Annotated in this window: 11 protein-coding genes; 10 read left to right on the forward strand and 1 reads right to left on the reverse strand. The window is 71.9% G+C overall.

Annotated elements, in window-relative coordinates; genetic code table 11:
• The first annotated feature begins 2 nt into the window (after window positions 1-2).
• The 10 genes from AB0P41_RS21230 to AB0P41_RS21275 all read left to right on the forward strand — a co-directional run bounded on the left by AB0P41_RS21230 (window position 3) and on the right by AB0P41_RS21275 (window position 13595).
• Window positions 3-902, forward strand: coding sequence for a carbohydrate ABC transporter permease (locus AB0P41_RS21230; protein WP_356716719.1), 900 nt, complete (start codon window positions 3-5; stop codon window positions 900-902).
• Window positions 903-954: 52 nt separating this feature from the next.
• Complete coding sequence (locus AB0P41_RS21235) at window positions 955-3357, forward strand: glycoside hydrolase family 3 N-terminal domain-containing protein (RefSeq protein WP_365933473.1); 2403 nt, start codon at window positions 955-957, stop codon at window positions 3355-3357.
• Window positions 3358-3491: 134 nt separating this feature from the next.
• On the forward strand, window positions 3492-4595 hold the full coding sequence (locus AB0P41_RS21240) for an endo-1,4-beta-xylanase (RefSeq protein WP_365933474.1): 1104 nt from the start codon (window positions 3492-3494) through the stop codon (window positions 4593-4595).
• A 37-nt stretch (window positions 4596-4632) separates the two neighbouring features.
• A complete protein-coding gene (locus tag AB0P41_RS21245; RefSeq protein ID WP_356716889.1) occupies window positions 4633-5901 on the forward strand; it encodes a glucarate dehydratase family protein in 1269 nt (422 codons plus the stop codon).
• Between the two features lie 64 nt (window positions 5902-5965).
• Window positions 5966-7504 (forward strand): sodium:solute symporter family protein, encoded by a 1539-nt coding sequence (locus AB0P41_RS21250; protein ID WP_365933475.1) that lies wholly within the window; start codon window positions 5966-5968, stop codon window positions 7502-7504.
• Window positions 7505-7588: 84 nt separating this feature from the next.
• Complete coding sequence (locus AB0P41_RS21255) at window positions 7589-10768, forward strand: glycosyl hydrolase 115 family protein (protein ID WP_365933476.1); 3180 nt, start codon at window positions 7589-7591, stop codon at window positions 10766-10768.
• Window positions 10769-10795: 27 nt separating this feature from the next.
• Complete coding sequence (locus AB0P41_RS21260; RefSeq protein ID WP_356716894.1) at window positions 10796-11188, forward strand: hypothetical protein; 393 nt, start codon at window positions 10796-10798, stop codon at window positions 11186-11188.
• Between the two features lie 149 nt (window positions 11189-11337).
• On the forward strand, window positions 11338-12438 hold the full coding sequence (locus AB0P41_RS21265) for an NADH:flavin oxidoreductase/NADH oxidase (RefSeq protein ID WP_356716895.1): 1101 nt from the start codon (window positions 11338-11340) through the stop codon (window positions 12436-12438).
• A gap of 29 nt (window positions 12439-12467) precedes the next feature.
• The gene (locus AB0P41_RS21270) at window positions 12468-13196 is read left to right on the forward strand and encodes a class I SAM-dependent methyltransferase (protein ID WP_356716897.1); all 729 of its coding nucleotides are present in this window, start codon (window positions 12468-12470) and stop codon (window positions 13194-13196) included.
• A 51-nt stretch (window positions 13197-13247) separates the two neighbouring features.
• The gene (locus AB0P41_RS21275) at window positions 13248-13595 is read left to right on the forward strand and encodes a helix-turn-helix transcriptional regulator (protein WP_356716898.1); all 348 of its coding nucleotides are present in this window, start codon (window positions 13248-13250) and stop codon (window positions 13593-13595) included.
• Between the two features lie 4 nt (window positions 13596-13599).
• On the opposite strand, the gene AB0P41_RS21280 is transcribed toward AB0P41_RS21275, so the two are convergent.
• Window positions 13600-14976 (reverse strand): FAD-dependent oxidoreductase, encoded by a 1377-nt coding sequence (locus AB0P41_RS21280; protein ID WP_365933478.1) that lies wholly within the window; start codon window positions 14974-14976, stop codon window positions 13600-13602.
• Window positions 14977-14984: the final 8 nt, after the last annotated feature.

Below are 14984 nucleotides of genomic sequence, written 5' to 3' on the forward strand. Positions count from 1 at the left end.
CGATGTCGATCGACACCCGCCCCGCTTCTCCGCGGCAGCGCCCGACACCCGCCCCGCCGCGCCGCGGCCGCCCGGCCCGCCGTCGCAGGTCCCTGGGCAACCCCGTGGCCGGCATCGGCTCGCTGGTCTGGCTCGTCATCGTCCTGGTGCCGCTCTACACGCTGGTCTCCGCGTCGCTGATGCGGCAGGACGAGGCGCTGAACGGCGACCCGCTGGCCATCCCCTCGGATCCGACGCTGGACAACTACAGCTTCGTGCTCGACAGCGGGTTCCTCTCGCTGATCGGCAACACCGCGATCGTCGCCGTGGCCACGGTGGCCATCGTGCTGGTGCTCTCCGTCCCGGTGGCGTACGTCGCGGTGCGCACCCGCAGCCGGCTCTCGTCGCTCGCCTTCCGGACCTTCCTGCTCGGGGTGGCGATCCCGGCGCAGGCGGTGATCGTGCCTCTGTACCTGATGATCGGCAAGATGGGGCTGTACGACACCCTGTGGGCGATCATCCTGCCCACCGCCGCCTTCGCGATGCCCGTCGCGGTCCTCGTGCTGAGCGGCACGATGCGTGACGTCTCCGAGGAGATGTACGAGGCGATGGCCCTGGACGGCGCCTCGCCCGTGCGCATGCTCTGGCAGCTGGCGGTGCCCCTGTCCAAGGCCGGGATCAGCACGGTGGCGATCTTCTCCGCCCTGCAGGCGTGGAACGGCTTCCTCTTCCCGCTGATCCTGACCCAGTCGGAGGAGCAACGCGTGCTGACGCTCGGGCTGTTCAACTTCATGAGCCAGTTCGGCGTGAACATCCCCGCGGTACTGGCGGCGATCATCCTCTCCGTCATACCCATCTTCGCCGTGTACCTCGTGGCGAGGCGGGCGCTGATCAGCGGACTGATGGGGGTGGGCGGCAAATAGCACATCGACGCCGCTCCGGACCACCGCACTCATGAGAGGAATCCCTGCCGCCATGGCAATCCACCCCGCCCCGCACATCCGCCGTGCCGATCCGCCCACCACCGCCGACGGCCCGTGGAGCGACCCCTCGCTCACCCCCGAGGAGCGGGTGGCCGACCTCGCGGCCCGAATGACGCTCGAGGAGAAGGCCGCCCAGCTCTACGGCATCTGGGTGGGCGCCGACGCGGAGGGCGACGGAGTCGCACCGCACCAGAACGACATGGTCGACCCGGTCGACTTCGAGGACATCACCACGCGCGGACTCGGCCAGCTCACCCGCCCGTTCGGCACCGCGCCGGTCGATCCCGGCGTCGGCGCGGTCTCCCTGGCCACCGCGCAGGCCAGGATCTCCGCGGCGGGCAGATTCGGCATCCCCGCCCTGGCCCACGAGGAGTGCCTGGCCGGCTTCACCGCCTGGGGCGCCACCGCCTATCCGGTCCCGCTCGCCTGGGGCGCCGCCTGGGACCCGGAGCTGGTCGCCGAGATGGCCCACCGCATCGGCAGCGACATGCGGTCGGTCGGCGTCCACCAAGGTCTCGCCCCCGTCCTGGACGTGGTGCGGGACCTGCGCTGGGGCCGCGTGGAGGAGACGATCGGCGAGGACCCCTACCTCGTCGCGACCATCGGTACGGCCTACATCCGCGGCCTGGAGTCCTCCGGGGTCGTCGCCACGCTCAAGCACTTCGCGGGCTACTCGGCGTCGGCCGGCGCCCGCAACCTCTCCCCGGTCAGGGCCGGCAGCCGGGAGATGGCCGATGTGATCCTGCCCCCGTTCGAGATGGCGATCCGTGACGGCGGTGCCCGCTCGGTGATGCTGTCGTACGCCGAGATCGACGGCGTGCCCGTCGCCGCCGACGCCTCGCTGCTCACCGGACTCCTCCGCGACACCTGGGGGTTCACCGGCACCGTCGTCGCCGACTACTTCGGCATCGGCTTCCTCGAGACCCTGCACAAGGTGGCCGCGGACCGCGGGGACGCCGCGCGCCTGGCCCTCACCGCGGGCGTCGACGTGGAGCTGCCCACCGTACGCAGCTACGGCGACTCCCTGGTCGCCGCCGTACGCGACGGACTCGTGGCGGAGGAACTGGTGGACCGCGCCCTGCGCAGGGTCCTGCTGCAGAAGTGCGAGCTCGGCCTGCTCGATCCGGACCGGAAGGTCCTGCCCGCCGTGCTCGACGGGGTGGACCCCGAGCGGGCACGCGGCACCGTGGACCTGGACCCGCCGCGGAACCGGGCCCTGGCCCGGCTGCTCGCCGAGCGGTCCTGTGTCCTGCTGGCCAACCCGGAGGCCGCGCTCCCGCTGAGCGGCACCGGACGGATCGCTGTCGTGGGACCCCGCGCCGACGACCCGCTGGCCATGCTCGGCTGCTACTCCTTCCCCAGCCACGTCGGGGTCCAGCACCCCGGAACAGCCATGGGAATCGACGTGCCGACCGTGCTGGAGGCGCTCCGCGAGGAGTTCCCCGGTGCGGGCATCGACTACGCGCAGGGCTGTGAGGTGGACGGCACGGACGCCTCCCGGATCGAGGAGGCCACCGCTCTGGCGGCCGGGGCCGACGTCTGCGTGGCCGTACTGGGCGACCGGGCCGGGCTCTTCGGCCGCGGTACCTCCGGCGAGGGCTGCGACGCGGCCGATCTGGCGCTGCCCGGTCTCCAGGGCGAGCTCCTCGACGCGCTGCTCGCGACCGGCACCCCGGTCGTCCTCGTCCTGCTGACGGGACGGACGTACGCGCTCGGCGGGCGGGCGGACCGGCTGGCCGGCTGTGTGCAGGCGTTCTTCCCCGGTGAGGAGGGCGGCCCGGCGCTCGCGGGTGTGCTCTCGGGGCGGGTCAACCCCTCAGGGCGGCTGCCCGTGGGCGTGCCCAACGGCGCGGGCGGCCAGCCGTGGACGTATCTGCAGCCGCCCCTCGGCCGGGCCAACGGGGTCAGCAACCTGGACCCGACCCCGCTCTATCACTTCGGCCACGGGCTCTCGTACACCTCGTTCGCCTGGGAGGCCGGTGACGACGTGCCGGCCGACCTTCCCACCGACGGCGAGACCGACCTCGCGGTCACCGTCCGCAACACCGGAGACCGCGACGGGGCCGAGGTAATCCAGCTCTACGTCCACGACCCGGTCGCCCAGACCACGCGTCCGGAGGCGCGGCTCATCGGGTACGCCCGGGTGGAGCTCGCCGCGGGGGAGTCCCGGAAGGTCAGCTTCCGGTTCCATCCGGACCTGGTCTCCTTCACCGGGGCCGACGGGCGCCGGATCGTCGAGCCCGGCGATCTGGAGCTGCGCTTCGCCACGTCCAGCGACCTGGCCGACGCCAAGCACACCGTGCGGCTGCGTCTCACCGGCCCTGAGCGGACCGTCGATCACCGGCGCCGCATGGTGTGCGCCACGTCGGCCGACTCGCCGGCCGTCCGGGCGTGACGTGCGGGGGCTCCGGCCCCCGCACCCGTCCCGCGCCCTCTGGGGGCGCGGGACGGACCGAAACTTTCGAAGGCCACCTTGGCGCACCGGGGGCAGGCTCCGCGGCCCCGCGCCATCAGGGAAAGGAACCTGTCATGCTCAAGGCAACCCGTGCGGCAGCGGTCGGCTCCGCAGCCGCCGTGCTCCTGGTCTCCGCGTTCACCCTCTCCAGCGCCTCAGCCGCCGGCAACGACTCCGGACGGCACGACGGCAGAAACCACAGCGCCGCCCCGCGGAGCCTCGGCGCCCTGGGCCAGAAGGCCGGACTGCGCATCGGGACGGCGGTCGACACCTCCGCCCTCGCCGCAGACGCGCCCTACCGGGCCAAGGTCGCGGGGGAGTTCTCCTCCGTCACCGCGGAGAACGTCATGAAGTGGGAGGTGGTCGAGCCGCAGCGGGGAACGCACGACTGGACCGCCGCCGACGAGCTCGTCGACTTCGCGAAGAAGAACGGCCAGCTGGTCCGCGGCCACACCCTGGTCTGGCACAACCAGCTGCCCGCGTGGCTGAACGAGGGCGACTTCACCGCCGCCGAGCTCCGGGAGATCCTGCGCCGGCACATCACCGACCAGGTCACGCACTTCAAGGGCGAGATCTGGCAGTGGGACGTCGTCAACGAGGCATTCAACGACGACGGCACGCTGAGGGACAGCATCTGGCTGCGGAAGCTCGGCCCCGGCTACATCGCGGACGCCTTCCGCTGGGCCCACCGGGCGGACCCCAAGGCCCGCCTGTACATCAACGACTACAACATCGAGGGCGTCAACGCGAAGAGCACGGCCCTCCACGAGCTGGTCACCGAGCTGCGCGAGCAGCGCGTTCCCGTCCACGGTGTCGGCATCCAGGGCCACCTCGGCGTCCAGTACGGCGCGCCCCACGACATCGCCGACAACATGCTGCGCTTCGACCGTCTCGGCCTCGAGACCGCGATCACCGAGGCCGACGTCCGGATCCCCATGCCGGCCGACAGCACGGAGCTGGAGGCCCAGGCCGAGGGCTATGCCGTCCTGCTGCGCGGCTGCCTCCTCACCCCCGGCTGCAACGACTTCACCGTCTGGGGCTTCTCCGACACCTACTCCTGGGTCCCGGACACCTTCCCCGGCGAGGGCGCGGCCAACATCTTCGACGAGAACTACGTCCCCAAACCCGCCTACGGCACCCTGCGCCAGACCCTGACGCTCGCCGCGGGCCGGCACTGAACACACACCCCCACCACGGGCACGGAAGAGGCGCGGAATGACGACGGACCTCCGGACCATCACCGGAGTGCGCATCACTCCGGTCGCCTTCCGGGACCCGGCCCTGCTGAACGCGGTCGGCGTGCACGAACCCTTCGCACTGCGGGCGATCGTGGAGGTGGACACGGGCGACGGCCTGGTCGGCCTCGGCGAGACGTACGCGGACGACGGGCATCTGCGCCGGCTGCGGGCAGCCGCGGACGCGGTCACCGGCATGGACGTGTACGCACTCGGCGCCATGCACCGCAAGGTGGCCGAGGCCCTGACCGGCGACGACGGACACGGTTCGGGGCTGGCCGGCATGATCACCACCAGCAGCGCCGTCGACCAGGTCTTCTCCCCCTTCGAGGTGGCCTGCCTGGACATCCAGGGGAAGGCGGCGGGCCGGCCCGTCAGTGACCTGCTCGGAGGCGCCGTGCGGGACTCCGTCCCGTTCAGCGCGTACCTCTTCTACAAGTGGGCCGGCCACCCCGGGGCGGACCCGGACGACTGGGGCGAGGCCCTCGACCCGGAAGGCATCGTCGCCCAGGCCAAGCGCATGATCGACGGCTACGGCTTCTCGGCGGTCAAGCTCAAGGGCGGTGTACGGCCCCCCGAGGAGGAGATCGAGGCGGTCCTGGCCCTGCGCGACGCCCTTCCCGGCACCCCGCTGCGGCTCGACCCCAACGCGGCCTGGAGCGTGCGCACGTCGATCGAGGTGGCCCGCCGCCTGGAGGGGGTCCTCGAATACCTGGAGGACCCCACACCCGGTCTCGACGGGATGGCGGAGGTCGCGCGGGAGACACCCGTTCCGCTCGCCACCAACATGTGCGTCGTCGCCTTCGGCCACCTGGCCCCGGCGGTCGAACGGGGATCGGTCCAGGTCGTGCTGTCGGACCACCACTACTGGGGCGGCCTGCACCGCTCCAGGCTCCTCTCCGGGATCTGCGACACCTTCGGCATGGGGCTGTCGATGCACTCCAACTCGCACCTGGGCATCAGCCTGGCCGCGATGACCCATCTGGCGGCGGCCACGCCGAACCTCACCTACGCCTGCGACACCCACTGGCCGTGGAAGACCGAGGAGGTCGTGGTCCCCGGCGCGCTCACCTTCGCCGACGGGGCGGTACGCGTCCCCCGAGGACCCGGTCTCGGAGTCGAGCTGGACCGGGACGCCCTCGCCCGCCTGCACGAGCAGTACATCGTGTGCGGCCTGCGCAACCGCGACGACACCGGCTACATGAAGCGGATCGACCCCTCCTACGAGAAGAAGACGCCCCGCTGGTAATCCGTCCGGGCCGCCGGTTCCCCGTCGCGCGGCCCCGGTCACGTACGCACATCGAGGAGTTCTGATGGCCCCGCTCGACTGGGCCGCCCTGGGCGGCTACTTCCTGGTGATGCTGCTCATCGGCCTCTGGTCCCATCGCCGCGTCGGCGACGTGAGCGACTACTTCACCGGAGGCGGCCGGATGCCCTGGTGGCTCTCCGGTATCTCCCACCACATGTCCGGCTACAGCGCCGCCGTGTTCGTCGCGTACGCGGCCATCGCCTACAGCTACGGCATCACCGTCTACGTCTGGGCCTTCCTGCCGCTCGCCTTCGGCACCGCGGTGGGCGCCTGGCTGTTCGCCCCGCGCTGGCAGCGGCTGAGGCAGCGCTACGCGGTCGCCTCGCCCCTCGAATACCTGGCCGAGCGGTACAACGTGCCCACCCAGCAGGCGCTCGCCTGGAGCGGCGCGCTGCTCAAGGTGTTCGACGTGGCCGCCAAGTGGGCCTCCGTGGCAGTGCTGCTCAACGTCTTCACCGGCATGTCGATGACCACCGGGATCCTGGTCACCGGGATCGTCACCCTGCTCTACTGCACGGTGGGAGGCCTGTGGGCCGACGCGCTCACCGACTTCGGGCAGTTCGTCATCCAGGGCGCCGCCGCACTCGCCATGCTCTGGGTCGTGCTGGACCGCCTCGGCGACGGCCCGGCCGGCCTGGGCACCATCTGGAACAGGCTGCCCGAGGGGCACGGGCAGCCGCTCGTCGGGCCGTACACCGCGACCTTCCTCGGCGCGTACGTCGTCGTGAAGCTCTTCGAGTACAACGGCGGCATGTGGAACCTGGCGCAGCGCTACATGGCCACGGACTCCCCGAAGGCGGCCCGCCGTTCGGCCGGGCTCTCCGCCCTGCTGTACGTGTTCTGGCCCGCCGTCCTGCTCTTCCCGCCCGTCGCCGCCGCCGTGCTCCTGCCGGACATCGCGGACCCGGAGAAGGTGTACGCGCTCATGGCGGAGTCGTACCTGCCCGCGGGCCTCGTCGGGCTGACCCTGGCGGGGATGTTCTCGCACACCATGGCGATGGCCTCCTCGGACGCCAACGCGGTATCCGCGGTCGTCACCCGCGACATCATCCCCGCCGTGGTCCGCCGGGCCCGGGACCTCTCCCCGGCGACCGGGCTGCTCGTCGCCCGCGTGTGCACCGTCGTGTTCATCAGCGTCAGCATGATCGTCGCGATCGAGACGGACCACTTCGGTGGTGTGCTGGGAATCATCGTCGGACTGGTCGCGGCCGTGATGGGCCCCATATCGATCCCGATGCTGCTGGGACTGCTGCCCGCCTTCCGCCGTTTCGGACCACGGGCCGCGCTGTCCTCCTGGGCGCTCGGGATGCTCGGCTACCTCCTAGTGAAGTTCGTGCTCGACAGCACGGACCAGACGCTCGTGATCGTCACCCCGCTCGTCACCTCGCTGGTCGTGTACATCGTCGTCGGCCTGATCAGCCCGGAGCCGGACGACACCGCCGACGCCATCGTCGCCGCGCTCTCGCCCGACCCGGGCGGGGAGGGCGAGCCGGTCCCCGAGGCCGTCCGGCGGCCCGCCGCGGCGCCCGGCGGCACCGACTGACGCCGCAGCACCCGCACCCGGACATCTGCCGAGGGCTCACGCCCGTCCAATTTGTCATGCGTATGAACAAAATGGGAGAGGGAAATGGACAAGCACACCAGCCGCAGATCGGTCCTCGGGGCAGGCCTCGGGTTCACGGCCTTGGCGGCCACACCGCTCGGGTCGCTGATGGGCCTTACCGGCGAGGCCGCCGCGACGCCGGCCGGTCCGGGGCACTCCCCGGCGGTCCGCCCCACGGACCCCGGCGCGTACATCGCCTTCGCCCCCCGACCCGGCGCCTTCCCCCTGGTCAGGGCCGGCAGGGCGGCTCCGGTCGTGGTCAGCGACCAGGACCACGCCGGCGTCGTCCGGGTGGCGGGCGATCTGCGGGACGACATCGAACGTGTCACCGGCGTGCGCCCCGCGCTCTCCCGGAACGAGGCGCCCCGCGCCCGCGAGATCGTCATCGTCGGCACCATCGGCCGCAGTCCGCTGGTCGACGGCCTGATCGCCGCGGGCAAGCTCAAGGTCTCCGGCATCGCGGGCGCGTGGGAGACCAGCCTCCAGACGGTGGTGGAGAAGCCGCTGCCCGGAGTGGACCGCGCGTTCGTCATCGCCGGCAGCGACCAGCGCGGCACGGTCTTCGGCGCCTACGACGTCTCCCGGGGCATCGGGGTCTCGCCCTGGTACTGGTGGGACGACGTCGCCCCCGTCCACCGCGACGCGCTGTACGTCCTGCCGGGCCGGCACACCCAGGGAACGCCCGCCGTGAAGTACCGAGGGTTCTTCATCAACGACGAGAACCCGGCACTCGGCACCTGGGCACCCGCCTTCTTCGGCCCCGGCAAGGCGCCCGGCTACGAGGGAGGCTTCAACGCCGCCTTCTACGCCAAGATCTTCGAAGTGCTGCTGCGGCTCAAGGCCAACTACCTCTGGCCGGCGGTCTGGGGCCGCGCCTTCGCCGAGGACGACCCCGAGAACCACGCCACCGCGAAGGCCTACGGGGTCGTCATGGGCACCTCGCACGAGGCACCCATGATGCGGGGCATCGAGGAGTGGAACCGGCACGCCGTTGCCGCTGTCCGCGACAGCGCCGGGAACATCACCCAGCCGGGCCACGACCCGTACGGCGGCACCGGCGAGTGGTCGTTCCGCCGCAACGCCGAGGCCATCAAAGCCTACTGGCGCGAGGGCGTGCGCCGCATGGCGGACGAGGACTTCGAGGGCGTGGTGACCCTCGGGATGCGCGGCAACGGCGATGTCAGCCTGCCGGACGGCGACGGGATCGACCTGATGACGGAGATCATCGCCACCCAGCGCCGGATCCTCGCCGAGGAACTCGGCGCCCAGGACGCCGTCCCGCAGGTCTGGACCCTCTACAAGGAGGTCCAGCACTACTGGGACCGCGGCCTGCGGGTCCCGGACGACATCACCGTCGTCCTCACCGACGACAACTGGGCCAACGTCCGCAAGCTGCCGGACCTGAAGAACGACGCCCGCAGCGGCGGTTACGGCCTGTACTACCACTTCGACTACGTCGGCGTGGGGCGCAACTACAAGTGGGTCGACACCGCCTCGCTCCCCAACATGTGGGACCAGCTCCACCAGAGCGCGGCCTACGGCAACCACGGCCTCTGGGTCACCAACGTGGGCGACCTCAAGGGCAACGAACTGCCCACCCAGTTCTTCCTGGAGTACGCCTGGGACCCAGGCCGCTGGCCCCTGGAGGCGCTCCCGGAGTGGGAGGAGCGTTACGCCGCGCAGAACTTCGGCGAGCGCCGGGCCGAGGAGATCGCCGGGATCCTGCGTACGTACGCCCGGCTGCAGTCCCGCCGCAAGCCCGAGTTGCTCAACCGCAAGATCACCCTCGACCCCGCCAAGGACCCGGCCACGGACTCCTCCGCCATCGTCTACGACGACCGGGCCACACCCTTCAGCATCGTCGACTACCGCGAGCTGGAGCGGGTGACCGAGGACTGGCAGCGCCTCGACGCCGCCGCCGAACGTGTCCGGCGGGGCCTGCCGGCGTATACGCAGGACGCCTGGTACGAGCTCGTCGGCTACGCGGTCCGGGCGACCGCCAACCTGTACGCCCTGCGGGAGGCGGAATTCACCAACCTGCACTACGCACCCCAGGGCCGCGCCCTGACCAACCAGCTCGCCGCCACCGCCGAGGCGGGCCTGGCCGAGGACTTCGCACTGGCGCGCCGCTTCGGCACCGAGATCGCCGACGGAAAATGGGAAGGCTTCCAGACCCAGCCGCACATCGGCTACGGCGATGTGGACCGTTACGGCCCCAACGCACCCTGGCAGCAGCCCGAGCTGGACAACGTGGCGATCGCGGACGAGATCTTCCCCGCCGTGCGGCGCATCGAACTCCCGCACAAGGCCGAGATGGGCGTGGCCGTCGACGGCTCGGCCGACTGGTGGCCGGCGTCCGGCACGGAGGCCGTCCTGCCCGTCTTCAGCCCGTACCAGAGCCAGCCCGCGCAGTACGTGGAAGTGTTCAACCGGGGCACGGAACCCTTCGACTTCCGCATCCGGACGGGCGCCTCCTGGCTGATCGCCGACCGCACGCGGGGCAGGGTGGACGCCCAGACCCGGGTGACCTTCCGGGTGGACTGGTCCCGGGCTCCGAAGGGCGTCACAAGGGTCCCCGTCACCGTCTCGGGGCCGGGCGGCAGTGAGGTCACCGTCCGTGCCGTGGTCGACCGGCCCCGGCCGGAGCGGTCACAGCTCAAGGGGTTCGTCGAGGCCAACGGCTACGTCTCCATCGAGGCCGACCACTTCCACCGGGCGGTCGGCGGGGACGGGATCTCCTGGCGCCGCATCCCCGGCATCGGACGCACCGGATCCGGCATGGAGCCCTTCCCCGTGACCGCGGCACGGCGGACCCCGGGGGGCCGGGGGCCCCGGCTGGAGTACCGGGTCAGCCTGTTCACCACCGGGCCGGTGACCGTATGGGCGTACCTGTCGCCCCGCAACAACGCCCTGGCGACCGACGGACTCACGTACGCCGTCTCCTTCGACGACGACGCCCCGCAGTCCGTCAACATCACCGAGGTCACCGGGGCGGACGACGGCACCATGAACACGCAGTGGGCCCGCAACACCTCGGACAACGTCAACCGCACCGGCACCGCGCACCACATCGGCCGGGCGGGCGCCCACGTACTGAAATTCTGGATGGTCGACCCGACCGTGGTACTCCAGAACCTCGTGGTGGACACCGGCGGTCTCAAGCCCAGCTATCTGGGCCCGCCGGAGAGTCTCCGGCTGAGCTGACCGGAGCGGGACGAGGAGGCGGCAGGGATGAGCATCGAGATCCGGGACACCGAGGGGCGCGGCGCGGCGCTGGAGGTGGCCCCCGGGCCCGCGGAGGGGCCCCTCCAGGTCGGGCTCCGGATCGAGGGCGCCTCCTGGTCCTGCTCCACGGCCGCGGCCAGGGAGCTGGCCGCGGCGCTCGTCGCCGCGGCCGCCGAGGCGGAGAACGCGCGGTCGGCGGAGCCCGTCACCGTGAAGGCGCGCGAGCTGCTGCGCGGCGACGTACGGGACGGGAACCGGCTGATGACGGTGGAGTCCGTCCGGACGGACGGCGCGAACGTCCAGGTCACCTGGACATCGGGAGGCGGCCGCAGCTGGAGCCAGATGTACGGGGCCGACGCCGACATCCGCCTCCGGCGCCGGCTGCGGCCGGAGGGGTGAGCGAGGCGTCGCACGGGCCCACTTCGTATTTCGACATCCGCCGTAGTACGGTGAATCTCGTAGTACGGTGGTTCTCGTACGAAGCGACGGCCCGGCACGCCCCGGGCCGCCGCGCCGCCCGTCGCGTCCCGAGGAATCGGAGTCCCCCTGTGAGTGCACTGTTCGAGCCCTACGCCCTGCGGTCGCTGACCGTTCCCAACCGCGTCTGGATGGCCCCGATGTGCCAGTACAGCGCGGAAGCGTCAGGCCCCGACGCCGGTACGGCCAACGAATGGCACGTCGCCCACTACGCCTCCCGCGCGGTCGGCGGCACCGGCCTCGTCCTCGTCGAGGCGACCGCCGTCAGCCCGGAGGGCCGGATCAGCCCCGCCGACCTCGGCATCTGGAACGACCGTCAGGTGGAGGCGTTCCGCCGGATCACCGGCTTCCTCGCCTCCCAGGGAACCGTCCCGGGGATCCAGCTCGCTCACGCCGGACGGAAGGCGTCGACGGAGCGGCCCTGGCGCGGTGGGGCCTCCATCGGAGTCGGTGAACCCGAGGGCTGGCAGACGGTCGCCCCGAGCCCGCTCGCGTACGACGAGGGCCACACGGTGCCCGCCGAGCTGGGTGTCGACGACATCCAGCAGATCGTGCGGCAGTTCGCCGACGCCGCCCGCCGGGCGCTCGACGCCGGCTTCGAGGTCGCCGAGATCCACGGAGCGCACGGCTATCTGATCGGGCAGTTCCTGTCCCCGGAGAGCAATCGCCGCACCGACGCCTACGGCGGCTCCTTCGAGAACCGCACACGCTTCGCGCTGGAGGTCGTGGACGCCGTGCGCGCCGTGTGGCCCGAGGAGCTCCCGCTCTTCTTCCGCATCTCCGCAACCGACTGGCTCACCGAGAACGCGGACGACCCGCGCGAGGGCTGGACCGCCGACGACACCGTCCGCTTCGCCCGCGAGCTGCTCGCCCACGGCGTCGACCTGCTCGACGTGTCGACCGGCGGTCTCGCGCCGAAGGCCGGCATCCCGGTGGAGCCCGGCTACCAGGTGCCGTTCGCCGAGCGGGTGCGCAACGAGACCGGCCTTCCCGTGGCCGCGGTGGGTCTGATCACCGACCCCGTGCAGGCGGAGAAGATCCTCGCCGACGGCAGCGCCGACGCCGTCCTGCTCGGCCGCGAGCTGCTGCGTGACCCCTACTTCGCCCGAAAGGCCGCGCGCGCACTCGGTGGTGACATCCGGACGCCCGACCAGTACGCCCGGGCGGTGTGACACCGCGTCTGTGGGTACGCTGAGCGGCGATGTTCACTCCCCAGGGCCCCACGCTGCGCGAACTGGCCGTGCAGGCGCTCTCCTCGACGATGCGCGGATACGACCTGCTCGCGCCGAAGTTCGACCTGACGCCCTACCGGACCCCGGACCGGGTGCTCGAAGCCGTCGCCGCCGCGGTGCGGCCCCTCGGGCCCTTCGATCGGGGCCTGGACGTCTGCTGCGGGACCGGAGCGGGTGCCGGCGTGCTGCGCGGACTGTGCCGGGAGCGGGTCACCGGCGTCGACTTCAGCGCCGGCATGCTCGACGTCGCCCGGGACGCCTTCACCGCCGACACCGGCCGTCCCGCGGTGGACTGGGTCCGGGCCAACGCCCTGGCCCTGCCGTTCAGGGGCGCCTTCGACCTGGCCCTGAGTTTCGGGGCGTTCGGCCACTTCCTGCCGGAGGAACGCCCCGCGCTGTTCGACCAGGTGTACGCGGCGCTGCGGCCCGGCGGCCTCTTCGTCTTCCCGGTGGGCGCGCCGCCTGCGGTGGGTTCCCGGGCCTACTGGTCCCTGCTCGGCTTCGACCTGGCCATGCGGGCGCGCAACGCGCTGTGGCGTCCGCCCTTCGTCATGTACTACCGCACCTTCCCGCTCGCCGGAGTGGTGGACGACCTCGTGGGGACCGGCTTCACCGTGCGACTGCTGCCGCTGGAGGAGTTCGGCCGGAGACCGGACGGCAGCCCCCGCGTCCGGCTCGTGGCGGCGGCCCGTGGATAAAATTACGACGACTCTCGTACAATGGGTCCCCCCGTACGAAGTGGAGGCACCGTGACGTCGAACGCCGCTCGTGTGCTCGCCCACCCCTCGCGCGAGGAGATCCGCGTCGAGGGCGTGCTCCACGCGCTGTCCGATCCGATCAGGCTCCGGATCGTGCACCAACTGGCAGGCGCGACCGACGAGCAGGCATGTTCCCGCTTCGATCTCCCGGTCTCCAAGTCCACCACCACGCACCACTTCAGGGTGCTCCGTGAGAACGGCGTCATCTCCCAGTTCTACCGAGGCACGGCCAAGCTGAGCTGCGTACGGACAGAGGATCTGGAGGCGCTCTTCCCCGGCCTGCTGGACAGCGTCCTCGGCGGGGTGGAGCTTCAGGCCGAGCGTCTCGGCCTGGTCTGACGCGCTACCGGGACCCGTCCCGGGCCGCGTCGAGCAGTCCGGACCAGTCGGGGATCTTCACCGGCCCGCGCCCCAGCGAGCGGCCGAGCGTCGACTCCGCCCGCTCGATGGACAGCCAGCCGTCCCATTCCACCGGGCGCAGCCCCTGGTCCCGGAGAGCGCCCAGAGGGTCGGCGGACACCTCCCGGCCGAGGAGCAGCGGCGCGTCCTCGACCAGCGAGGCGACCGTCTCCTTCGCGCACGACCTGTTGGAACCGATCACCCCGGTGGGGCCACGCTTGATCCACCCGGCGACGTACTCCCCGGGCGACGCCACGCCGTCCCTGACCACGCGGCCCGCCAGATGCGGCACCGTTCCGCGTACCGGGTCGAAGGGCAGACCGGGCAGGGGCGTTCCCCGGTACCCCACGGCCCGCAGCACCAGCTGAGCCTCGACGTCCTCGTAGACCCCGGTGTCCCGTACGCCTCCGGCACCGTCCGGTGCCGTCCGGGCGAACCGCACTCCGGCGACCCGCCCGTCCCGCTCCAGCAGTTCGACCGGGCGCAGGAAGAACCGCAGCCGGATGCGCCGATCCCGGCCGGACGGTGCGGGCGGCGGATCCGCCGCCCACCCGCGCAGCACGTCCAGATTGCGCCGGACCACGGCGGGGAGCGCCGTCCCCGGGCCCTCCGCCGCGGCGGCGTACGCCGGATCCATCGCCAGCTCCGCCCCGTCGACGGCGATCCGCGCACCGGGGAGCGCGCCCAGTTCGCGTAGCTCCTTCGTGGTGAACCTGGCCTGCGAGGGGCCGCGCCTGCCGACGATGTGGATCTCACGCACCCTGCTCGCCCCCAGTGCGTCGAGCGCCGCCCGCGGTACATCCGTGCCGCGCAGTTCGGCGGCGCCGCGGGCGAGGATCCGGGCCACGTCGACCGCCACGTTCCCGACGCCGACCACCACGGCCGAACGGGCCCGGAGCGCGAAGCCGTCGGCGCCGGCGTCCGGGTGGGCGCTGTACCAGGAGACGAACTCCGTGGCGGAACAGCTCCCCGGCAGGCCCTCCCCGGGAACGGCGAGCGGACGGTCTGCCGCGGCTCCGACGCAGTAGACCACCGCGTGGTACAGCTCCTTGAGCCGGGCGGGTGACAGCCCGCCCTCGCCGCCCACCCCGGCATGTCCGACGAAGGTGATCCGGTCGTCCTCCAGGACCGCCCGGAGACTGCCCTGCAGCGACTTGATCTTCTCGTGGTCGGGTGCCACGCCGTAGCGGACGAGTCCGTACGGTGTGGGCAGCCGGTCCAGCACGTGCACGCGCACGTCCGGCACCCGGGACTGCTCCAGCAGGGCCTGGGCCGTGTAGACCCCGCTGGGGCCCGAACCCACGACGGCGACACGGAGCACGGCGCACC

Source organism: Streptomyces sp. NPDC079167 (assembly GCF_040686735.1).
Taxonomy (GTDB): Bacteria; Actinomycetota; Actinomycetes; order Streptomycetales; family Streptomycetaceae; genus Streptomyces.